The organism is Haloterrigena gelatinilytica, assembly GCF_013342145.1.
Classification (GTDB): Archaea; Halobacteriota; Halobacteria; order Halobacteriales; family Natrialbaceae; genus Haloterrigena; species Haloterrigena gelatinilytica.
Genome location: NZ_JABUQZ010000001.1, coordinates 4,106,282 through 4,126,319 on the forward strand (window position 1 = coordinate 4,106,282; position 20,038 = coordinate 4,126,319).

Below are 20,038 nucleotides of genomic sequence, written 5' to 3' on the forward strand. Positions count from 1 at the left end.
GACCGCGAGTGCGAGTGCGTCGGCGGTCGCAGCCGATCAGTCGGCGGCCCGACTGCTCGAGTCGATGCCGTCGCCTTGTTCGTTTTGGATCGCGTCTAACTCCTCCGGATCGGGCTGTTCTGACGTGGGCAGCGAGTCGCGGAACCGCTCGACGACCGACTTCGCCTCCGCGAGTTCGGCGTCGCTGACGGCGCCCAGCAGGGCCAGCGCCCGCCGAGCGCGGTTCCGCCGCCAGGACTCGGCGCGGTGCTCGTAGGTCCGGATCCCCCGCAGGAAGTCCGTCTTGGAGAACTCCGGCCAGTAGGGCGTACAGAAGAAGACGGCCGCTTCGTTGCCGTTGGCGTGCCACGGCAGGAAGTTCGAGGTCCGCTCCTCGCCGGCGGGTCGGATGATGAGGTCGACATCCCGGATCGGGCGGTCGTAAAGTCGACGTTCGATGTCCTCGACGTCGATTTCCGCCGGGTCGAGGTCGCCCCGCTCGACGTCCTCGGCGACCCCGCGGGCGGCCTCGAGCAGCCGCGACCGACCGCCGTACGCGAGCGCGATGTTGAGCACGAACCGGTCGTACTCCTGTGTGCGGCGTTCGGCGTATTCGATGGCGTGTTGCACCCGGTCGGGGAGCAGTTCCGTCTTCCCGATAGCGCGAATACAGACCTCGTTCTCGTGAACGCGATCGGCGTCCGCGAACTCGTGGAGTTTCTCGCAGATCAGGTCGAACAGCGCCTCGTTTTGCTCGTCGGGCCGATTGAAGTTCTCGGTCGAGAACGTGTACAGCGTCAGTTCCTCGACGCCGATGTCCTGACACCACTCGAGGACCCGTTCGGTCGTCTTCGCACCTTCGCGGTGGCCGTCGGGAGCGTCGTCGCCGTTACTGCGGGCGTACCGTCGGTTCCCGTCTTGAATCACCGCGACGTGGGTCGGTGCGCCGGAAATCTCTCGCGAGAGCAACCGCTCGTAGGCAGCGTCGACGCGTTCACGGAGCCACCGCTTCATTGCCGGAGTAAAGGTCTTCTATCCCTATGTGTCTTGTGTGGCATCTATCAGCATGAGAACGCAGGCTCCTCGAGAAAATCGTGACCGCTATCCGTTCGGCCCCGCTCGGTTCTGACAATGGCAGACGCGATCGACGACGACCTCTACCAGCGGACCAAGGCACTGCTCGAGCCCGGCGAGATCGATCTCAACGGGGCGATCGTCCACACCGACTACGACGGCCAGGAGGACGTCCAGATGATGCAGGCGACCCTCGACGTCGGCGACGTCATCGCCGAGCGTTCGGGGTACGATCCCGAGGACTGCTACGTCTACTCGGGCAACGACGACCCCGACTTCTCCTCGAACCAGCACCAGGGGCTGACGCTGGACGACGAGGAGTTCGTCTGGGAGTGCCAGCAACTGCTGCGCGAGGGCAGCTTCGACATCGTCGTCTACTACCGGGCGACGGCGGACCACGAGGGGATCCTCGAGGACATCCGCGAGCTCGGTCACGAGGTCACCGGCGTTCGGGGCGACTGACCGCGATCGGGGTTCGCTCGGAGCGCGAACGGTCGCTTCGAGCGGACCGTCCCGGTTCCCTTATGCCACGTGACTCCCGAGGATCCAGATATGACCACTGACGTCGACCTCACGGAGCGCGAGCGGGCGGTCGTCAACGCCTTTCAGGGCGGGTTCCCGGTCACCGAACGGCCCTTCGAGCCGGCCGCGGCCGCGATGCGCGACCGCGGGGTCGACATCACGGCGGACGAGTTGCTCGAGACGATCCACGACCTGGACGAGCGCGGCGTGCTCTCCCGGTTCGGCCCGCTCGTCAACGCCCAGGAGATCGGCGGCGCGGCGACGCTGGTGGCCATGCACGCCCCCGAGGACCGGTTCGACGAGATCGTCGAGCAGGTCAATGCCCACCGCGAGGTCGCACACAACTACGAGCGCGAGCACCCCCACCTGAACGTCTGGTTCGTCGTGAGCGTCGCCGACGAGGATCGCGTCGACGAAGTCCTCGCGGAGATCGAAGACGAAACCGGGCAGGAAACGTACAACTTGCCGAAACAGCGGGAGTTCCGCGTCGAGGCGAAGTTCTACGTCGACGGTCCGCTGGACGGCGACGGGGACGTCGAGCGCGCCGGCGTCGACTGCACCGATCTCGGCCCCGACGTGGCGACGGCCGACAGCGAGACGCTTTCACCGGCCGAGCGAGACCTGCTCCTCGAGGTCCAGGACGGCCTTCCCCTCACCGAGACGCCCTACGCCGACGTCGCCGACGCCGTCGGTCAGGAGACCGAGTGGGTCCTCGAGACGATCAACCGGTTCGAACGGGAGGGGAAGATCCGGCGGATCGGCGTCGTGCCGAACCACTACGCGCTGGGGTACACGGAAAACGGGATGACGGTCTGGAACGTGCCCGACGACCGGGTCGAGGAGGTCGGTCCCGAGATCGCCGCCTTACCCTTCGTCACCCACTGTTACGAGCGTCCGCGCCACGAGGGCGTCTGGCCATACAACTTCTTCGCGATGACCCACGGTCGCAGCGAGGCCGAGAGCCGGCGGCGAATCGAACAGGTTCGGGAACGGATGGACGACTACTGGGACGTAACTGCCGACGACTGGGATACCTTGCACTCCACACAGATATTGAAGAAAACCGGTATTCGTTTGGACGAGCGCGCCGATGCGAACACGGAGGCCGAGTAACGGATGACAGACGAACGTTCGATACCAGAATGATCCCGCTCCTGCACGATTTCACGGGCACCACGGTACTCGTCTTCGGCGGCGGGCGGGTCGGCGCCCGGAAGGCCCGCCGGTTCGCCCGCGAGGCCGACGTGATCGTCGTCAGCCCCGACTTCGCCGATCGGGAGTTCGGCGGCGCCGAACTGGTTCGCGCCGCGCCCGATCCGGCCGCCGTCGACGACTGGCTCGAGCGAACCGATCCCGCGCTGGTCGTCGCCGCGACCGACGACGCGGCGCTCAACGAGGCCGTCGCGGAGGCGACTCGAGCGCGCGGCGCGCTGGTCAACCGCGCCGATCGATCGGGCGAGCGCGACGTCGGCAGCGTCGTCGTCCCGGCGACCGTGCGCGAGGATCCCGTCGTCGTCTCGATCTCGACCGGCGGCACCGCGCCCGCGTTGAGCAAGCACCTCCGGCAGGACCTCGAGGAGACGCTCGCCGGCGCGGGGGAGATGGCGCGGGTCTGTGCCGAGTTGCGGACGGAACTGAAATCGCGGGACGTCCCGCCCGAGCGACGGCGGGAGGTCGTCACCGACGTCGTCAATTCTCCGGACCTTTGGACAGCTTTACGTACCGGTACTTCCAACTATCGTCAAGTGATTGAGGACGTGCTGGGCGAGGAACTAGCTACGGGGGGTGATCGACCGTGATCTCGGCCGGAGTCGTCACGGCTGCGCGCGTAACACACGAGAGCGGCAGCGTCGACGACCTCGCGGACGCGAGTCCCGAGAGCCAACGCGACGCCGTCGCCGACCTGCTCTCGGTACCGGAGATCGAGGAGGCGTACGTGCTCTCGACGTGCAACCGCGTCGAGGCCTACGTCGTCGGCACCGACGCCGCCGTCGGGCGGGCCGCACTCGAGGAGTTCTTCGCGGCGGTCGACGACGACGCGGTCGTCGTCAGCGACCACGACGAGAGCTTACACCACCTGCTGTCGGTCGCGGCCGGCCTCGAGTCGGTCGTCCTCGGCGAGGATCAGATCCTCGGGCAGGTCCGGACCGCCTACGAGGACGCCCGGACCACCGGCGGCATCGGCGAGATGCTCGAGACCGCCGTGACGAAGGCGATCCACGTCGGCGAACGGGCGCGCACCGAGACCGAGATCAACGAGGGGGTCGTCTCGCTGGGGTCGGCGGCGACGAAACTCGCCGACCGGGAGCTCTCCCTCGACGGGACGACCGCGCTCGTCGTCGGCGCCGGCGAGATGGGCCGTCTCGCGGCCCGCAGCCTCGCCGACGCCGGCGTCGAGGACATCGTCGTCGCGAACCGAACGGTCGCCCACGCCGAACACCTCGCGACCGAACTCGACGCCGAGGCGGTCCCGCTGGAGGCGCTTTCCACCGTCGCCGGCGGCGCCGACGTCGTCGTCACCGCGACCGGCAGCGAGGAGCCGATCCTCGAGCCGGATCACCTCGCGACCGACGGCGGCGCCGACGCCGACGCCGACGCCGCGACGAACCGCGTCGTCGTCGACCTCGGACAGCCCCGCGACGTCGAGCCGGCCGCCGGCGACCTCTCGACCGTCGCCGTCTACGATCTGGACGACCTCGAGTCGATCACCCAGGAGACCCGCGAACAGCGCGCGGACGCGGCAAGCGAGGTCGAATCGATGGTCGACCGCGAGTTCGACCTGCTCTGTGACCAGTACAAGCGCGCCCGCGCCGACGAGGTGATCGCCGCGATGTACGAATCCGCCGAGCGCATGAAGGAACGCGAACTCGAGACGGCGCTGTCGCGACTCGAGGACGAGGAGTTCACCGCGGAACAGCGGGAGGTCGTCGAGTCGATGGCCGACGCGCTGGTCAACCAGTTGCTCGCGCCGCCCACCAAGAGCCTCCGCGAGGCGGCGGCCGAAGACGACTGGAGCACGATCAACACCGCCCTTCAGCTGTTCGATCCCGATTTCGCCGGCGACGACGGCCCGGTCGCCCCACCGGTCACCGGCACCGCCTCGCCGCTCGAGGCGACCGACGACGACTGACGGTTAGTGCCAGAGCTTCGTCGCGTCGACGATATCGAGCGCATCGTCGGCTTCGACTTCCCAGATTCTGAGGACGAGGTGTGCCTTGCAGTAGTACTCGGTCGTCTCGATCCCGGTGTGTTCGTTTTTGAGAACGAGTTGGCACGTCTCGTCGTTCGCGCAGTCGCCTGACCGGTCACACATTACACTGCCAGCACGTACTCCGCTCGTGGATAAGTCCTTGTCGGCGCCGCGGCCGTCCGCGACCTCGGTTCCGGCTATCGATTCGGTCGCGACGCGCGTTATCGTCTGTCGCGAGTGTTGTCGTCACGGTCGTCGAATCCCGATTCGATCCGCTCGCGGGGGTCTCGAGACCCGTCGCGGCCAATACGCCGTGGCACAATCATTATCTGATTGGCTTCCGTTCGAGCGACTATGGCCGACCTACTGTCCGACGACGAGATCGACGCGCAACTGCCCGACGAGTGGACCCACGAGGGCGACGAGATCGTTCGCGCCTACGAGTTCGACGATTACCTCCGCGGGGTCAACTTCGCCCAGATGGTCGGCGAGATAGCCGAAGCGCAGTTCCACCACCCCGAGATCGTCATCCGCTACGAGGAAGTCGAGATCCGACTGACCTCCCACGAGGAGGGCGGCGTCACGGAGCAGGACATCGAGATGGCCGAGCTGATCGAGTCCGAGCGCGACGCCTGAGGATGGACGCCCGGTACGTCTTCCGCGCCGAGCTCCGCCTCGAGGCCGACGAGCCCGAGGTCCGACTCGAGCCGTCGACGACCGAGACGACCGTCACCGTCTTCCGCGAGGCCCCGGAGCCGGGCGAGGAGGGCTGGCTCTTCTTCCGGGATACGCTGTGGCGCGGCGAGGTGGGCGACGCCGACTACGGCCGCCGACTCGCCGAGGAGTGGCTCGGCGAGCCGGTCGAGTCCGTCTCGTTTCGCGAGCTACAGGTCGACGAGGAGTACTTCGCGGCGCTGAAGGACGCGATCGCCGACGACCTCGAACTCTTTAACGCCGACAACGTGTCGGAGGTGCTCTCGAAGTATCTCGGCTCGAGCATCCGAGTGACGGATACCGACGACTAGCCCGGAACCGCACCGGTTTCGATCGCGGGCGTCGCCGACGACTCGGCTCAGTCGGAATCGTTCGACGTCTCTTCGGGCGTCCGTCCTTCGTCCGAGCCGATACCGTCGATCGTCGCACACGCGTCGAGCACCGTTTCGAGCGATTCCGGGAGGTGCTCGAGAGACAGCGTTTCGGTTCGCCGATCGTACGAGACGATGCCCGCGGCCGCCAGCGCCGGGACGTCGGCGTGGACGAGCATCGTTTCGACCTCTTTCCGGCGCGTCTCGTCGACGGCGTCGGGAGTCGCCCCGGCCAGTTCCGCGGCGATCCGTCTCGCGAGGACGGATAGTTCCTCGACGTTCCGTTCGCGCATCACGTACAGCGCGTAGCGCCGCCGCCGTTCGCCCAGCAACCGCAGGAATTCGTCGAGATCGGATCCGCCGCCGTCGACCGCGTCCGTCGGAGTCGCTGTCTCGTTTCGACTACTATCGTCGTTCTTCGTCATGGTATAATTGACTGGTACCACTCGATTATATATTGTGGATAGTACCTATCCCGACGACCGTGCGATTTACCGCTACTGAGTGTGATATTTGTGCCCGGGTCACACTACCGGTCGCGACGGGCCGCCGTGCTCGGGTGCGAACAGGCGATACATCTTTACTCGAGACGCTCGTACCACAGTGTCCGATGGACGGCGAGTACGACTTCTGGCTGCTCGATCTCGACGGCACGCTCGTCGACGTCGAGTGGTCCTACACCCGGGACGTGTTCGACCGGGTCGGCGAGCGACTCGAGTACGAGTTTACCGACCGGGAAGCCGACATTCTCTGGAGCGGGTTGACCGGCTCCCGGGACCGACAGCTCCGGCAGTGGGGCATCGATCCCGACGAGTTCTGGACCGCCTTCCACGACGAGGAGGATCCGCTGGTGCGGGCCGAGCAGACGTATCTCCACGACGACGCCGCGTTCGTCGCCGACCTCGAGGAGCCCGTGGGGCTGGTGACCCACTGCCAGGAGTTCCTCTGCGAGCCGGTGCTCGACCACCTCGGCATCCGCGACTGGTTCGACGCCCGCCTCTGTTGTACCCCCGAAACCGGGTGGAAACCCGACCCGAACCCGGTCTATCGCGTGATGGACGAGCTCGGCGTCGGCGAGAACGGACACGAGGGCGTCCTCGCGGGCGACGGCGCCAGCGACGTCGGCGCGGCCTGGAACGCGGGCCTCGACGCGATTCACGTCGAACGCGTCGGTCACGAGCGCCGGGGCCGGTGCGTCCGCGGCGATTACCGCGTCGAATCGTTCGACGAACTGTTCTGATCCCCCGGTCGGACACCGAAAAGGCTTCAGGACCGTGGTCGCAGCTAGCGATAGCAACGGATGAAGTACTGTCTGCACTGCGACTGGCACACGAGCGCGACCGACGAACCGTCCGCCCGAACTCGATCGCGTGCGGCGATCGACCACCACGTCGAGACCGGCCACACCATCGACTCGAGCGACGGCGTCGTCCCCCCGCGGCTGCCCGACGTACCCACCGAAATCTTCGTCGACGATCTGATTCCCTCGAGCGACTGAGTTTCGACCCTATCGGAGTCGCGTACCGGAGGTGTTTTATGACGATAGGCGAAAGGGAGGGTAGACGGCACGGTCAGCAGTCACCTTTCAGCCCGCGTGGTTTCCACGCGGGTTCACCTGCCTTGACCTACCCCGTCGCTTCAACACTCGAGAGCGGCTGCTATCGTAGTTTCTGAAAGCTGTCGACTACCGACCGTCAGCTGCGCGTACGTCGTGATTCGCTACTAGTGCGCTCGAGCGACCGACAGCGACGCGACGACCGTCACTCGTAGTGCGTCTCGAGGTAGTCGACGATCTCGTCGCTCTCGTAGCGCGTCTCGCCGCGGTCGGTGTCGACGAGAAACGGGATCGCGTCCTCGCCGCCAATGGCTTCCATCGCCTGCAGCGTTTGTTCGTTGAGCGTGTCGCCGCCCTCGTCACCCGGCCGCCGGGGATTGTGGATCACGTACGAGACGCCGAGATCGGTGAGCGTCTCCCGGACCTCGGCGCTGTGGGGACAGCCCTCCGCCTGGTAGAGTTCGAGCATGTACGGCCATCGTCACCGCTCGAGGGCGTAACCCTTTGCCATGCATTCGTCGCCGGGCGCGACCGCGGGTAGCGGGCGGGGCGATCGAGACCGCTCGCGTCACTCGAGGTCCGATCGGCTACTCGCCGGCTGGAGTTCGTCGTCGACCAGCGTCTCGTAGGCTCGCCGGAACCGCTCGGACAGCGCCTGATGGGAGATCCCCAGTTCGTCGGCCAGTTCCTCCATCGAGATGCCGCGGGGAATCTCGAAGTAGCCGTGCTCGAGGGCGGCCTCGAGGGCCTCCTGCTGTTGAGGGGTGAGCTGCGTCTCGTCGTCCGTGACGCCGGTGACGTCGCTGACCCGGCGCAGGTCGGCGGAGATGCCGACCTCCTCGAGGCGGTCGTAGGCGTCGACGAGGGCGTCGCGGTCGCGAAACCGGACCCGTACCTGCCACCAGCCGTCGGTCCCCCACATCTCCAGCAGGGAACCGCCCTCGGCGAGCAGTTCGTCGCTGAGCCGCACCGTCTCGTCCACGAAGTTCACGTCGTACAACAGCCGGGACTCGGTTTCGACGAGGAGTTCGTACCCCGCGACCGACGGGTCCGCCTCGAAGGCGGCCTCGGCCCGCTCGCGGTCGACGTCGGAGAGCCACAGGGACGGTCGCGTCTTCGACACCGAGGACTCGAGTTCGAACGTGGCGTTCGGGACGTGCTCGAGGGCGACCCCCAGTGTCGTCTCCGCAGCCGGAAGGCGGAACTCGGCGATCGTGGACATTACCACTCGTACACGCTACTGGAACAAAAAGCGCTGTTCAGACGGAGATGACTGTTGCTCTCGTTGATACCGTCGGGGTACGATCAACGATCGCGGCTCGTCCGCAGTCGGCGAATCCGGGATCGGGACCCCGTCAGTCGTCGGCTTCGGTCCCGAACTCAGCCTCGAGGGCGGCGGCGAGTTCCCGCACGCTCTCCTTGCTCGTCCGATCGGGGTTCGCGAGGGCGCGGACCGGCTGCTCGTCGACGGGGACGAAGCCCAGATCGAGTCGATCGGCGGTCTCGCGCAGTCCGAGGGCGACGTCGGCCTCGCCCGCGATGACCTTTCGGGCGGGGCTCTCGTGGGCCCGCAGGCCCAGGTCGAAGCCGTCGATCGACTCGCGGAGGTCGCGGGCGCTCGCGTCGCGGTCGGCTGCGACGCTCTCGAGGGCCGACTCGAGGCTCGAGCGCAGTCCGGAGTCGCTCGTCCGGTTGACGAATCGCAGGTCGCGCTCGATCAGGTCGGCCAGTCCCTCCACCTCGCGGGGGTTGCCGGCCCGGGTTATCAGCCCCCACTCGTGGTCCCAGCGACCGAGTTCCTCGGCGTCGATCGCGCGCCCGCTGGCGCGCTCCGATTCGGCGGCTGTCGCCGCCCTGATCTCCCGGTCGAGCGGCCCCGCCGCGATCGCGACGTCCGGCACGCCCTCGCGGAGCCGTCGCAGCCCGGGCCGGGTGCCGACCGAGAGGTAGCGGGGGTTCTCGAGGCCGTCGAGCAACCGATTCAGCGTCGGGTCGTCCTCGCCGACGCCAAGCAGCGTGGGCGGCCGGACGTCCGGCGAGAACAGGCGGACGGTGACGGACTCGCCCTCCTCGAGGTAGTCGGTCTCGGGGCCGACCTCGACGACGCCGTCGGCCTCGGCGAGGCTGGTCGTCGCGCCGCTGCCCTTGTCGACGGGGTAGACGAGCGTCTCGCCGTTCGAATCCTCGATCAGGCCGACCGGCATCAGCCGCATCCGACCCTCCTCGTAGCGCTCCTCTCGGGCCATCGTCCCGGCGACGGTCGCGGCCCGCGGCTCCGGCACGCCGGCGGCCTCGCGGATCGCGGGCGCGACGAAGGTTCGAAAGACCATCATCGCGGAGACGGGGTAGCCGGGCAGACCGACGTACGCGGAGTTCTGGAGGCGGCCGACGAGCATCGGCTTCCCGGGTTTGACGCTGACGCCGTGGAGGAGCAGTTCGCCCTGCTCCTCGATCACCCGGTAGATGACGTCGACCGCGCTCGCGCTGGTCGACCCCGAGGAGAGCACGAGGTCGCACTCCTCGGCGGCCTCCCGCAGAATGCGTTCCATCTCGTCCTGTTCGTCGCCCGCGTGAGGGTAGAGCACGGCCTCGCCGCCGGCGTCCTCGACGCCCGCCGCGATCGTGTAGCTGTTGACGTCGTAGATCTCGCCGCGGTCGCTGTGGAGGTCCTCGCCGGGCCGGACGAGTTCGTCGCCCGTCGAGACGATGCCGACCGTCGGGGGTGCGCGGACGGGAATCTCGTCGATCCCGAGCGCCGAGAGCAGGCCGATGTCGCGGGGAGTGACCTGCGTCCCCGGGCCGAGCGCCCGTTCGCCCGCCGCGACGTCGGCGCCGGCGAACATCACGTTATCGCCGGGCGCGACCGACGTGCGCACGAGCACCTCGCTTCCGTCGGCATCCGTATCCGTTCGTTCCACGGGCACCATCGCGTCCGCGCCGTCGGGCATCACCGCGCCGGTCGAAATCTCGACCGCCTGCCCCTCTTCGACCGCGACATCCGGTTCCTCGCCGGCGTGGACCTCGCCGACCACCTCGAGTCGCGCCGGGTCGGCCTCGTCGGCGCCGAACGTGTCCCGGGCCCGGAGCGCGTAGCCGTCCAGACTCGCCCGGTCGAACCCCGGTACGTCGAGTTCGGCGTCGAGTCGCGCCGCCAGCACCCGGCCGCGAGCGTCCTCGAGCGAGACGCGCTCGAGTCCGCCCTCGAGCGACAGCGAGTCGATCGCCGCCCGCGCCTCTGCGGGGGTCGCGAGATCGCGAAACTCCTTGCGTTCCATACCCGCAGTTGGCGGCCCGGCGGTAAAAACGTCGGTCGAACGCGGCGACGACTCGAGCGGTCCGCGTCGGCGCGATCGGAAACCGTCGCCCCGTCGGTCACCGTTTTCGGGCTCCGGATGTCAAAACCGAGAGGTATGGATAATGAACGATGATGGTGTACTACTTGCTGAATGTGTGATATCCTCCCTAGACATCTCAACATATGAAGTCATTTAGTGCTCGGTCACGAACGGATCGCTGTGAGTTCTCGTTTGCGTACCGTCCCGAATCCCCTCCGCTGGCTGCTGCTCTCGGTGGGCTATCTGCTCGCGCGACTGGGCGTGATCGACTCCCGGCGCGTCGAGCGGACGACCGACCTCGCGTGGCCGCGGATCGTCACGGGGCTCGCCCGGATGTCGAAGTCCGCGGCGGACGTCGCGATGGTCGGGATCGCCCTCGGGCCGGCGGCGATCGCGGGCGTCGGCCTCGCGACCCCCTACTGGGGGCTGGCCTTCGGGATCAGCGGCGGCATCGCCGGCGCCACGATCAGTCTGGTCTCCCAGCGCTACACCGGGGGGAGCGTCCGCGACCTCTCGCTCGCGGTGACGACCTGCGCGCTCGTCACCGCCGCGATCATGCTGCCGCTCGGGGTCCTCTACGGGACGGTCCCCGAGTGGTTGATCGGACTCGTCGGCAACGACGCCGCCTCGATCGCCTACGGTACCGACTACCTCCGCGTTCTCGCTCTCGGCGTCCCGTTCGCCGGGCTGAACCTCATCGGGAGCCGAACCCTCGTCGGCGCCGACGACGCGTGGACGCCGATGATGCTCCGGGCCGGCGGCGCCGTCGTCAACGTCGCGATCAACGCCGTGTTGATCTTCGTCCTGGAGATGGGCGTCGTCGGCGCGGCGATCGGAACGGTCGTCGCGAACGTCCTCGTGTTGACCGCCTTCGTCGTCGGCTTCACGACCGGCCGTCTCCCGGTTATCGGCGAATTCCCCGTCACGCTCGACCTCGAGTGGCCCCCCGTAACGCGGGCCGACGTCCGCGACGTGCTCTCGATCGGCACGCCGCTGGTCTTTACGAACGGCGCCCGCCGGGCCGCCCAGTTCCCGATGCTCGCGATCGTCGCGCTGTTCGGTCCGAACGTCCTCGCGGCCTACGTCGTCGCCCGCCGCGTCCGCGACCTGATGGACACCCCCGGCTGGGGCTTCTCGCTGGCCTCGAGCAGCCTCGTCGGACAGGAACTGGGCACCGGCGACGAGCGCTCCGCTGACACCTACGGCCGCGAGGTGCTCTGGTTCGGCACCGGCGTCTATCTCATCAGCGCGACGATCGTCTTCGTCTTCGCCGAGCAGGTCGGCCGCGTCTTCGTCGACGATCCGTCGATCCTCCCGCTGGTGACGACGTTCATCGCCGTCGCCTGCGTCAGCGTCATCTTCCGCGGGATCAGCGGCGGCGCGACCGGCCCGCTGCGAGCCAGCGGCGACACCAACTGGCCGTTCTACGGGCAGGCGCTGGGGCTGTACGTCTTCGCGATCCCCGTCGCCTACCTCGGCGCCGCCGCCGTTCCGGTGCCGGGTCTCGAGGCCGCGACGCCGCTGGGCATCGGCGCGCTCTACGCCGCCCTGGTCCTCGAGACGCTCGTTCCGGCCGTCGTCACCTACTACCGGTTCGAGACCGGCTCCTGGAAGGTCATCAGCCGGAGCTACCGTCCCGAGTCGGGCTCCTCGCCCGGCGACTAACCGAGCGCGGCGGTCCGCCGGCCTTGCGATTCGTTTTTGCGGCGATTCACCGTCGGTCGCTCGAGATCGTACTCGTCGTTCCGGTTTCGTCCCCGTTCGAGTCGGAACGCCGACCATGGTCGGCGTTCTTTTATAAGTGAGCTCGGATGAATGTCTTTTTCCGCTCGAGTGTCGAATCGCGTGGTATGGCTACCCATGGCTTTCAGGACGGGTCCGGCACGGGCGTCTCCCTGCCCGACGCGGTGCCGTTCGATCTGCCGCACTTATCGCGACTGAGTTGGGAACTCGGATCGCGCGTTGTCGACGGCGAGGACGTCGTTCGACACAGCGAGTGGGCCCGGGCGGGCCGCTCGTGGCTGCTGACGATCTTTCGGGTGACGAGCAACACCGTCGTCATGCGAGTCGAGACGCCCGTCGGCCGGGAACGGTTCTACGGCGCCGCCGAACAGGACCTCGAGTCGGCGCTGCCGCAACTGGAGTCGGCGCCCCGCTGGGATCGCCTCGAACTCGAGTGAGTCGGTCGTCGTGACCGCCGCTCGCGGCCGTGGGCGACTCGAGCGGTGCGAAACGCCGTCGCGTATCGGTTCGTTTCGGTGAGCTAATAGTTATGTGTCGGCATAGAGTATCGTAGCGTATGGCTGCCAGTACCACCGATACCGATCGGTTCGTCGCCTCGATACACCGCGCGATACTCGGGGTCCTGCTCGCTCTTGCCGCCGTGTTCGGTCTCGGATTGCTCCGTACGGGCGTCTCCGACGGCAACGTCCCGTTCGGGATCGCCGGACTGGCGATCGCCGCGATCACGATCGGCTGGATCGTCGCGCTCTTTCGCGAGGGGCTCCGCGAGCGCTAGAGGCCCCGCGGACACGGACGTTGCGTCCGCACGTACGGCGTGGCCGCACAGCGCTGTGTACCGGAGCCGGCATCCTCGTCTCGTGTCGCCTCGAAACCACTATCGCTAAGACCGCTCGCTCGGAGGCATCGACCGTGAGCGACCTCGGCAAGATCGATCGGCAGTTCTTCGACCGTCGCGTCGCGCCGAACCTCGGCGCGGACCGCGACGACGTCGCCGTCGGCCCCCAGCACGGCGTCGACTTCGGCGTCCTCGAGATCGGCGGGCAGGCGCTGGTGACCGCGACCGACCCCGTCTCGATCATGCCCCAGTTGGGACTCGAGCGCGCGGCCCGGTTCGCGCTGGACCTCGTGCTCGCGGACGTCGCCGTCAGCGGGATCCCGCCGTCGCATCTCTCGATCTGTTTCACCCTCCCCGAGACGATGACCGACGCGGAGTTCGCGACCGTCTGGGAGACCATCCACGAGGAGTGCGCCGACCTCGGCGTGGCCGTCGTGACGGGCCACACCGCTCGTTATTCGGATCCCTCCCACCCGTGGGTCGGCGCCGCGACCGCGATGGCCGTCGGCGACCCCGACGCTATCGTCCGGCCCGACGGCGCCCGCCCGGGCGATCGGCTGCTCCTGACGACCGGGCCCGCCGTGGAGTCCGTGGGGCTTTTGAGTACGTTGTTCGGCGACAGACTCGAGGCGGAACTGTCTCCCAACGTGATCGACGACGCGCGGGAGCGACTCGCGGAGGTCTACTGCGTTCGGGACGCCCTCGCGGCGGCCGCCGCGGGGCCGGTGACGGCGATGCACGACGTCACCGAGGGCGGCCTCGCGGGCGCGTTGAACGAGATGGCCGACGGCGCCGGCGCTCGGTTTTCGGTCGATCGGGACGCCGTTCCGATGCGCCCCGGCGTCCGGGAGGTGTGCGAACACCTCGAGATCGATCCCTGGGCCGCGACCAGCAGCGGGTCGCTGTTGCTCGCGGTCGATCCCGAGGGTGTAGACGACGTGGTGGCGACGCTCGAGGACCGGGACACCGTCGTCGCCGAAATCGGCCGAGTAGAATCCAGCAGTGCCAGTGACGACGGCGAAGTGCTCGTCGACGGCGACCGCCTCGCGCACCCGACCGTCGATCCCTCGTGGCGCGCGTACGCCGAACTGGCTGCTTCGGCGACCGAGTAGGGACGTTGCTCCGTTCCGTAGTCCCGCGGCCGACGCTCGAGTCGCCTCGCGGATCTCGTTCTGCGGTGGCGCGTGCGGCATCGCGGTGAGCGAAACGCGAACCGCGAGGCGATCCCACGCGAGGGATGAGCGAGTAGTGCGGGACCGGAGGTCCCGCATACCATGCGAACGGGCCGAAGCGCCCGTGAGCAGATGAAACGAGCGAATCGGCTGGGGAGGGGAAGGCGATTCACCGTTGCCAGTACGAGCAGGACGCTTGTTTGGAGCAAATGCGATACAATAGATCTCCTGCTATCGTGGCAACGGGGATTTCCACACCCTCCCCACCCGATTCGCTCACTCGTAAACTCGTTCGCTCATCCCTCGCGTGGTTCGAGCCGCAGTGAGTGATGCACGAACTGCGGCTCCGCACGCGCCACCGCCGTCGCCTGCCTATCGAGCTGGTATGGAGAGAAAGTCGACTCTCACGATCGTCGACCATGACCGCTTTGTACAACCGGAAAATACGAGCCACGTATGAGAACGCCAGCACCCGATTCGCGCCCGGTAGCGCTCACGATCGCCGGCAGCGACTCCGGCGGCGGCGCCGGCATCCAGGCCGACCTCGCGACGATGGCCGCCCACGGCGTCTTCGGCACGTCCGCGATCACGGCCGTCACGGCCCAAAACACCCGCGGCGTCGAGTCCTCGCACGTCCTGCCGACGGGAGAGATCGAGGCCCAGATCGAGGCCGTCACCGGCGACTTCGCGGTCGGCGCGGCGAAGACGGGGATGCTCGCGACGACGCCGGTCATCGAGACCGTCGCGGAGTACGCCCGCGAGTTCGACTTCCCGCTGCTCGTCGATCCCGTGATGGTCGCGACCTCGGGCGATCGGCTGCTCGAGCCCGAGGCCGAGCGCGCCTACGAGGACCTGCTCGGCGAGGCGCGGCTGGCGACGCCCAACGCCGACGAGGCCGAGGTGCTGACGGGTATCGAGGTGACCGACGACGAGAGCGCGGTCGCGGCCGGCGAGGCGATCCTCGAGACGGGCGTCGACGCCGCCCTCGTCAAGGGCGGTCACGTCCCCGGCGAGACGGTCCGGGACACGCTCGTCACCGAGGACGGCGTCCGGACGTTCGAGCACCCGCGGGTCGGCACCGAGGCGACCCACGGCTCGGGCTGTACGCTGGGATCGGCGATCGCGGCCCGCCTCGCGAAGGTCGAACCCCTCGAGACGGCCGTCGAGGGCGCGACGCAGTTCCTCGCCCGCGCGGTGCGCTACTACTACGACGTCGGCGAGGGTCACGGCGCGGTCAACCACATGGTCCCGCTGCGAAACGAGGCCAGCCGCGAACTGACCGCCGAAGAGGTCCAGGCCGTCGTCGACCGCTTCGTCGACGCCGACGTGTCGGCGCTGGTCCCCGAGGTCGGGATGAACGTCGCCGGCGCGACCCCCTACGCCGAATCGGTCGCGGAGACCGCGGCCGTCGAGGGACGGATCACGCGCACGCTCTCGGGCGCCCGGCCCAACCGCGGGGTTCGCTTTGGCGCCTCGAGCCACGTCGCCCGCTTTCTGCTCGCGGCCCGGGAGTTCTTCCCCGACCTCCGGTTCGCGGTTAACTGCCGGTTCGACGACGACGTCGCGGACGCGCTCGAGGCCCTCGAGTGGTCGGTCGCCGAGTACGACCGCGACGAACAGCCCGACGAGGTCGCGGCGACCGAGGGGAGCACGATGGGCTGGGGGGCCCGACAGGCCTTCGCGGAGCGCGACGACGCTCCAGTCGCGGTCGTCGACCGCGGCGAGATCGGCAAGGAGCCGCTCGTGAAACTCGTCGCGAGCGACCCGGAGACGCTGGCCGAACGAGCGCTGGCGCTCGAGGGCGAGGTGAGCCGATGAGCGACGACGGCGCCGGCGACGCGACCGATCTCGACGTCGGACTCGTCCTCCCGCAGTACGGCACCGCGACGGAAACGGTCCGGGACGTCGCCCTCGAGGCCGAGTCGCTGGGCTACGACGCGGTCTGGCTCGAGGACCACTTCCAGTCGTGGATCGGCGACCCGCGGCGGGGAGTCCACGAGTGCTGGACGACGCTCAGCGCCCTCGCGGAAGCCACCGACGAGATCCGGCTGGGAACGCTCGTGACGAGTCAGGACTACCGTCATCCCGCGCTGCTGGCGAAGATGGCCGCGCAGGTCGACCGAATCAGCGACGGCCGCCTCGAACTGGGCCTCGGCGGGGGCTGGTACGCCGACGAGTACGACCGCTTCGGCTACGAGTTCCGGGACCCGCCCGCGGAGCGGCTCCGCCGGCTCGCCGAGACGGTCGAGATCCTGCAGGGGCTGTGGACGAACGAAACGTACAGCCACGAGGGCGAGCACCTCGAGGTCGACCTCGAGGACGCCTTCTGCGAACCGCGGCCGGTACAGGACCCGCATCCGCCGATCTGGATCGGCGGCGGGGGCGAGGAGTTCACGCTGCGGTACGCCGCCGAACTCGCCGACGGCTGGAACTTCGGCACGCTCGAGCCCGAGGGCTTCGCCGACAAACTCGACGTGCTGCGCGAGCACTGCGAGAGCGAGGAACGCTACGACGAGATCCGCAAGTCGGCCGAACTGTTCGTCTTCGTCGGCGAGACGACCGACGACGCCGAGGCGAAACGCGAGCGATTCGCCGACGACTTCCTCCCCGACGAACCGTCCGAGCCCCGCGAGTTCTTCCTCTCGGGGTACGTCGAGACGGCGCCGACGGGGACGCCCGCGGCGGTCCGCGACCGCCTCGCGGCGTACGCGGACGCGGACATCGAGGAGGTCATGCTCGTGGTTCCCGACGCGGCCGACGACGGGGACGAGAGCCTCGAGCTGCTGGCCGGAGAGCTGCTCGAATAGGGGGTCGGCGCCTCGAGCCGTCCGCTCTCGGCCCGACGAGTTCGTGTTTTCATCCCAACAACAGCGTTATAATAGATACCGGCGTACGGACACGTATGATCGACTCGAGAACGTGGCTTCCAGCGATAGCGCTCGGACTCGCGACCCCGGGAGGCGTCTACTGGCTCGCCGGTGTGCCGTTGCTCGCCGCGTACGTCGGCGCGTTCTGGACGATCGGGGTCGGGCTGACGGCCTATCACGCGGACGCGATCCCGGGACTGTTACGGGGTAACTCGGAGTGGGGGACGACGGCCCGCCTCTGGTCCGGCGCGTTCGGCGGACTGCTGGCGCTCGCGACGACCGCCGTGATGGGCCCGCAACTGCCGGTGTCCTCGGAAACGGGTTTCGCGCTGGGGCTGCTCGTCATCGGCGTCGCGGTAACGATGGCGAACGTCGGTATCGGCCTCGCGCTCTCGCTCGCCGGGGACGGTGCCGGAACGGTCGAAACGCGAGTCGAAGCTCCCGGCAACGATAGCTGAGCGCGGTCGACCCCGAACCCGGAACCGGCTGTCACGACGAGCACACGCCGGTTCCGGGAACCGAACGCTCATTCTCGAGGATCGAGTACCGCGCCGCATGGTCGAGAGTCCGTTCGACGTCGACATTCGCGTCGGCGAGGTACTCGCGGCGGAATCGTTTCCCGAGGCGAACAAGCCGGAGATGACCAAGCTGTGGATCGACCTCGGCGGGGAACACGGCGAGGTCCAGTCGGCCGCGCAGTTGGATCACCACTACGACCCCGAGGAACTCGAGGGCCGGCAGGTGCTGTGCGCGACGAACCTCGGCGCGGTCCGGATCGCGGGCTTCAACTCCGAGGCGTTGACCGTCGGCGTCCCCAGCGACGAGGGGTATCCGATCCTGGTGTCGCCGGACGAGGGAGTCCCGACGGGCGGGCAACTGTACTGATCGGCCGGCCCGCCCGTCCGATCGCGGTCGACGGTCGCCAGTCGAAAGCGCGTTCTCACCCGACCGATCGACGCGATTACGGATCTCGGATAAATACTTGATGGCTGATAATATATCGAACTCCTCTCACATCCACGTTGATTTTTGGCCGGTAGACGGGATATACCAAGTCATTCACGACGATTGTTCGAGGTAACGGTAATTGTCCGGCAAGAACACTTATGGCGGTCAGGGGCCCTGATGTATCCATGTCACAACACAGTGGGCCCTCGAACTCACAGCTGCCCGACCGGAACGCAGGCGAAGCGGCGTCGTTCACCGTCGACCGAGCGACCGTCGAGCAGGTGAAATCGTTCGTCGGGATGGGCCCCCGGGACGAGGAGATTCTCGAGTCGATGTCCGAGATCTTCGAGCGGGTCAGCGACGACCTCCCCCAGGAGTACTACAACAACGTCCAGGCCCAGCCGGAGGTCCTCGAGGCGTTCGGAAACGAGGGCGTGACGGCGGATCAGGTCGAACGCGAACAGCGAACGTATCTCCGCGAGTTCGGCCAGGGCGAGTACGACCACTCCTTCTTCGAGCGGCGCATGCAGACCGGCTATATCGACCCGTTCCTCGAGGCGGGGCTCGACAAGTACGTCGGCTCGTTCGGGCTCGTCTACGAGCGGATGCTCAACGAGATCGCCGCCGACGTCAAAGCCGAGTTCGAGACGGCCGACGACGAGTCGGACGCTGAGCCCGCGGTCGAAGACGCGGTCGACGCCACCGTCGAACGATCGCTCGCGTTCCTCCGGACGGCGGTCATCGACCAGCAGCTCGCGATCGAGGCGCGCGTCGACGTCTACCTGGCCGAACTCGAGGAACAGGAACGCCGCCGGGAGCAAGTCCACGAGGAGCTCCAGGGGATCCTCGGCGACTTCGAGGAGCTGGCCGACGAGATCAACGACGGCATCAACAACATCGACGGCTACACCGAGGAGCAGTCGGAGTCGATCTCGGAGATCGCCAGCGAGATGTCGACGCTCAGCGCGACCGTCGAGGAGATCGCCTCGAACACGGAGGAGGTCAGCGCGACCACCGAACACGCCGAGGAGATCGCCGTCGACACCGCCGAGACCGCCGAGGACGCGATCACCAAGATGGAGCGGGTGAAAAACGCCTCCGACGAGGTCACCGACGACGTCGAGAACCTCCGCGAGGGCGTCCAGCGGATCGACGAGATCGTCGAAGTGATCAACGACATCGCCGACCAGACCAACCTGCTCGCGCTGAACGCCTCGATCGAGGCCGCGACGGCCGGCGAGGCCGGCGACGGCTTCGCCGTCGTCGCCAACGAGGTCAAGTCCCTCGCCGAGGAGTCCCAGGAGGAGGCGACCAACATCGAGCGGATGATCGCCGAGATCCAGGAGGACACCCACGACACGGTCGAGAGCCTCGAGACGGCCAACAACGAGATCGAGGACGGGGTCGAACTCGTCGAGGAGACGGTCGACAACTTAGAAGAGATCGAGAACGCGGTCAAGGAGTCCTCCTCGGGTATCCGGGAGGTCGCGACCGCGACCGACGATCAGGCCGCCAGCACCGAGGAAGTCGCGGGAATGACCGACACCGTCATGGAGACGGCGACCAAGGTCGCCTCCGAGACCGACGACCTCGCGCAGGCGAACGCGGAGGCCAACCCGCTGGTCACGGAGATCGTCGACCTGGTCGAACAGTTGACCGAGGTCGAAGAAGAGCACGAGGTCTAGGCGGTCGGACGAGCGGTCCCGCCGTCCGCCGGGCACTCGAGTCGACGC

At 67.8% G+C, this 20,038-nt stretch carries 23 protein-coding genes; 17 read left to right on the top strand and 6 right to left on the bottom strand.

The window, feature by feature from the left end:
• Window positions 1-36: 36 nt before the first annotated feature.
• Entirely contained in the window at window positions 37-993 is a 957-nt protein-coding gene (gene uppS, locus HTZ84_RS20340) for a polyprenyl diphosphate synthase (RefSeq protein WP_174682332.1), read from the bottom strand.
• A gap of 117 nt (window positions 994-1,110) precedes the next feature.
• On the opposite strand from uppS, the gene HTZ84_RS20345 reads away from it, so the two are divergent.
• The 4 genes from HTZ84_RS20345 (at window position 1,111) to hemA (ending at window position 4,705) form a co-directional block, all read left to right on the top strand.
• A complete protein-coding gene (locus HTZ84_RS20345) occupies window positions 1,111-1,515 on the top strand; it encodes a DUF5778 family protein (protein WP_174682333.1) in 405 nt (134 codons plus the stop codon).
• Between the two features lie 90 nt (window positions 1,516-1,605).
• Window positions 1,606-2,688 (top strand): siroheme decarboxylase subunit beta, encoded by a 1,083-nt coding sequence (gene ahbB / locus HTZ84_RS20350; protein WP_174682334.1) that lies wholly within the window; start codon window positions 1,606-1,608, stop codon window positions 2,686-2,688.
• 29 nt (window positions 2,689-2,717) lie between these two features.
• Window positions 2,718-3,374 (top strand): precorrin-2 dehydrogenase/sirohydrochlorin ferrochelatase family protein, encoded by a 657-nt coding sequence (locus HTZ84_RS20355; protein WP_174682335.1) that lies wholly within the window; start codon window positions 2,718-2,720, stop codon window positions 3,372-3,374.
• A complete protein-coding gene (gene hemA / locus HTZ84_RS20360) occupies window positions 3,371-4,705 on the top strand; it encodes a glutamyl-tRNA reductase (RefSeq protein ID WP_174682336.1) in 1,335 nt (444 codons plus the stop codon). The genes HTZ84_RS20355 and hemA overlap by 4 nt, the downstream gene beginning before the upstream one ends.
• Window positions 4,706-4,708: 3 nt before the next feature.
• On the opposite strand, the gene HTZ84_RS20365 is transcribed toward hemA, so the two are convergent.
• Window positions 4,709-4,888, bottom strand: a complete 180-nt coding sequence (locus tag HTZ84_RS20365) for a hypothetical protein (RefSeq protein WP_008893856.1) — start codon at window positions 4,886-4,888, stop codon at window positions 4,709-4,711.
• 231 nt (window positions 4,889-5,119) lie between these two features.
• Here HTZ84_RS20365 and HTZ84_RS20370 point away from each other — a divergent pair, with 231 nt between their 5' ends.
• Window positions 5,120-5,401: a 4a-hydroxytetrahydrobiopterin dehydratase gene (locus tag HTZ84_RS20370; protein WP_174682337.1), complete on the top strand. Its 282-nt coding sequence runs from the start codon at window positions 5,120-5,122 to the stop codon at window positions 5,399-5,401.
• Window positions 5,402-5,403: 2 nt separating this feature from the next.
• On the top strand, window positions 5,404-5,790 hold the full coding sequence (gene lwrS, locus HTZ84_RS20375; protein WP_174682338.1) for an LWR-salt protein: 387 nt from the start codon (window positions 5,404-5,406) through the stop codon (window positions 5,788-5,790).
• Between the two features lie 47 nt (window positions 5,791-5,837).
• Here lwrS and HTZ84_RS20380 read toward each other — a convergent pair whose 3' ends face one another.
• Complete coding sequence (locus tag HTZ84_RS20380) at window positions 5,838-6,275, bottom strand: DUF7344 domain-containing protein (protein WP_174682339.1); 438 nt, start codon at window positions 6,273-6,275, stop codon at window positions 5,838-5,840.
• 185 nt (window positions 6,276-6,460) lie between these two features.
• On the opposite strand from HTZ84_RS20380, the gene HTZ84_RS20385 reads away from it, so the two are divergent.
• Complete coding sequence (locus HTZ84_RS20385) at window positions 6,461-7,090, top strand: HAD family hydrolase (protein ID WP_174682340.1); 630 nt, start codon at window positions 6,461-6,463, stop codon at window positions 7,088-7,090.
• 60 nt (window positions 7,091-7,150) lie between these two features.
• A complete protein-coding gene (locus tag HTZ84_RS20390) occupies window positions 7,151-7,348 on the top strand; it encodes a hypothetical protein (protein WP_008893862.1) in 198 nt (65 codons plus the stop codon).
• A gap of 262 nt (window positions 7,349-7,610) precedes the next feature.
• Here the strand turns inward: HTZ84_RS20390 and HTZ84_RS20395 are convergent, their stop codons facing one another.
• The 3 genes from HTZ84_RS20395 to HTZ84_RS20405 form a co-directional block, all read right to left on the bottom strand.
• Window positions 7,611-7,874, bottom strand: coding sequence for a glutathione S-transferase N-terminal domain-containing protein (locus HTZ84_RS20395; protein ID WP_174682341.1), 264 nt, complete (start codon window positions 7,872-7,874; stop codon window positions 7,611-7,613).
• A gap of 99 nt (window positions 7,875-7,973) precedes the next feature.
• Window positions 7,974-8,627 carry a helix-turn-helix domain-containing protein gene (locus HTZ84_RS20400; protein WP_174682342.1) on the bottom strand — a complete coding sequence of 218 codons (654 nt, stop codon included), beginning with the start codon at window positions 8,625-8,627 and terminating at the stop codon, window positions 7,974-7,976.
• A gap of 133 nt (window positions 8,628-8,760) precedes the next feature.
• The gene (locus HTZ84_RS20405) at window positions 8,761-10,680 is read right to left on the bottom strand and encodes a molybdopterin biosynthesis protein (RefSeq protein WP_174682343.1); all 1,920 of its coding nucleotides are present in this window, start codon (window positions 10,678-10,680) and stop codon (window positions 8,761-8,763) included.
• 240 nt (window positions 10,681-10,920) lie between these two features.
• On the opposite strand from HTZ84_RS20405, the gene HTZ84_RS20410 reads away from it, so the two are divergent.
• The 9 genes from HTZ84_RS20410 to HTZ84_RS20450 all read left to right on the top strand — a co-directional run bounded on the left by HTZ84_RS20410 (window position 10,921) and on the right by HTZ84_RS20450 (window position 19,990).
• Entirely contained in the window at window positions 10,921-12,405 is a 1,485-nt protein-coding gene (locus tag HTZ84_RS20410) for an MATE family efflux transporter (RefSeq protein ID WP_174682344.1), read from the top strand.
• Between the two features lie 185 nt (window positions 12,406-12,590).
• Window positions 12,591-12,920, top strand: coding sequence for a hypothetical protein (locus HTZ84_RS20415; protein WP_174682345.1), 330 nt, complete (start codon window positions 12,591-12,593; stop codon window positions 12,918-12,920).
• A gap of 119 nt (window positions 12,921-13,039) precedes the next feature.
• Window positions 13,040-13,258, top strand: a complete 219-nt coding sequence (locus HTZ84_RS20420) for a hypothetical protein (protein ID WP_174682346.1) — start codon at window positions 13,040-13,042, stop codon at window positions 13,256-13,258.
• A gap of 134 nt (window positions 13,259-13,392) precedes the next feature.
• Window positions 13,393-14,430 (top strand): AIR synthase family protein, encoded by a 1,038-nt coding sequence (locus HTZ84_RS20425; RefSeq protein ID WP_174682347.1) that lies wholly within the window; start codon window positions 13,393-13,395, stop codon window positions 14,428-14,430.
• 516 nt (window positions 14,431-14,946) lie between these two features.
• Window positions 14,947-16,308, top strand: coding sequence for a bifunctional hydroxymethylpyrimidine kinase/phosphomethylpyrimidine kinase (thiD, locus tag HTZ84_RS20430; RefSeq protein WP_174682348.1), 1,362 nt, complete (start codon window positions 14,947-14,949; stop codon window positions 16,306-16,308).
• A complete protein-coding gene (locus HTZ84_RS20435) occupies window positions 16,305-17,297 on the top strand; it encodes a TIGR03560 family F420-dependent LLM class oxidoreductase (protein WP_174682349.1) in 993 nt (330 codons plus the stop codon). The genes thiD and HTZ84_RS20435 overlap by 4 nt, the downstream gene beginning before the upstream one ends.
• A gap of 95 nt (window positions 17,298-17,392) precedes the next feature.
• Window positions 17,393-17,815 (top strand): hypothetical protein, encoded by a 423-nt coding sequence (locus HTZ84_RS20440; protein ID WP_174682350.1) that lies wholly within the window; start codon window positions 17,393-17,395, stop codon window positions 17,813-17,815.
• 97 nt (window positions 17,816-17,912) lie between these two features.
• The gene (locus tag HTZ84_RS20445) at window positions 17,913-18,242 is read left to right on the top strand and encodes a tRNA-binding protein (protein WP_174682351.1); all 330 of its coding nucleotides are present in this window, start codon (window positions 17,913-17,915) and stop codon (window positions 18,240-18,242) included.
• A 248-nt stretch (window positions 18,243-18,490) separates the two neighbouring features.
• The gene (locus HTZ84_RS20450) at window positions 18,491-19,990 is read left to right on the top strand and encodes a globin-coupled sensor protein (protein WP_174682352.1); all 1,500 of its coding nucleotides are present in this window, start codon (window positions 18,491-18,493) and stop codon (window positions 19,988-19,990) included.
• The last annotated feature ends 48 nt before the right edge of the window (window positions 19,991-20,038 follow it).

Excerpts from the sequence above, each read along its gene's own strand:
- HTZ84_RS20365 (WP_008893856.1), bottom strand. The coding sequence starts at position 4,888 with ATGTGTGACCGGTCAGGCGACTGCGCGAACGACGAGACGTGCCAACTC.
- HTZ84_RS20385 (WP_174682340.1), top strand. The coding sequence starts at position 6,461 with ATGGACGGCGAGTACGACTTCTGGCTGCTCGATCTCGACGGCACGCTC.
- HTZ84_RS20370 (WP_174682337.1), top strand. The coding sequence starts at position 5,120 with ATGGCCGACCTACTGTCCGACGACGAGATCGACGCGCAACTGCCCGAC.
- HTZ84_RS20405 (WP_174682343.1), bottom strand. The coding sequence starts at position 10,680 with ATGGAACGCAAGGAGTTTCGCGATCTCGCGACCCCCGCAGAGGCGCGG.
- uppS (WP_174682332.1), bottom strand. The coding sequence starts at position 993 with ATGAAGCGGTGGCTCCGTGAACGCGTCGACGCTGCCTACGAGCGGTTG.
- HTZ84_RS20380 (WP_174682339.1), bottom strand. The coding sequence starts at position 6,275 with ATGACGAAGAACGACGATAGTAGTCGAAACGAGACAGCGACTCCGACG.
- HTZ84_RS20450 (WP_174682352.1), top strand. The coding sequence starts at position 18,491 with ATGTCACAACACAGTGGGCCCTCGAACTCACAGCTGCCCGACCGGAAC.
- HTZ84_RS20355 (WP_174682335.1), top strand. The coding sequence starts at position 2,718 with ATGATCCCGCTCCTGCACGATTTCACGGGCACCACGGTACTCGTCTTC.
- HTZ84_RS20435 (WP_174682349.1), top strand. The coding sequence starts at position 16,305 with ATGAGCGACGACGGCGCCGGCGACGCGACCGATCTCGACGTCGGACTC.
- ahbB (WP_174682334.1), top strand. The coding sequence starts at position 1,606 with ATGACCACTGACGTCGACCTCACGGAGCGCGAGCGGGCGGTCGTCAAC.
- HTZ84_RS20445 (WP_174682351.1), top strand. The coding sequence starts at position 17,913 with ATGGTCGAGAGTCCGTTCGACGTCGACATTCGCGTCGGCGAGGTACTC.
- HTZ84_RS20395 (WP_174682341.1), bottom strand. The coding sequence starts at position 7,874 with ATGCTCGAACTCTACCAGGCGGAGGGCTGTCCCCACAGCGCCGAGGTC.
- HTZ84_RS20440 (WP_174682350.1), top strand. The coding sequence starts at position 17,393 with ATGATCGACTCGAGAACGTGGCTTCCAGCGATAGCGCTCGGACTCGCG.
- lwrS (WP_174682338.1), top strand. The coding sequence starts at position 5,404 with ATGGACGCCCGGTACGTCTTCCGCGCCGAGCTCCGCCTCGAGGCCGAC.
- thiD (WP_174682348.1), top strand. The coding sequence starts at position 14,947 with ATGAGAACGCCAGCACCCGATTCGCGCCCGGTAGCGCTCACGATCGCC.
- HTZ84_RS20415 (WP_174682345.1), top strand. The coding sequence starts at position 12,591 with ATGGCTACCCATGGCTTTCAGGACGGGTCCGGCACGGGCGTCTCCCTG.
- HTZ84_RS20400 (WP_174682342.1), bottom strand. The coding sequence starts at position 8,627 with ATGTCCACGATCGCCGAGTTCCGCCTTCCGGCTGCGGAGACGACACTG.
- HTZ84_RS20345 (WP_174682333.1), top strand. The coding sequence starts at position 1,111 with ATGGCAGACGCGATCGACGACGACCTCTACCAGCGGACCAAGGCACTG.
- HTZ84_RS20390 (WP_008893862.1), top strand. The coding sequence starts at position 7,151 with ATGAAGTACTGTCTGCACTGCGACTGGCACACGAGCGCGACCGACGAA.
- HTZ84_RS20420 (WP_174682346.1), top strand. The coding sequence starts at position 13,040 with ATGGCTGCCAGTACCACCGATACCGATCGGTTCGTCGCCTCGATACAC.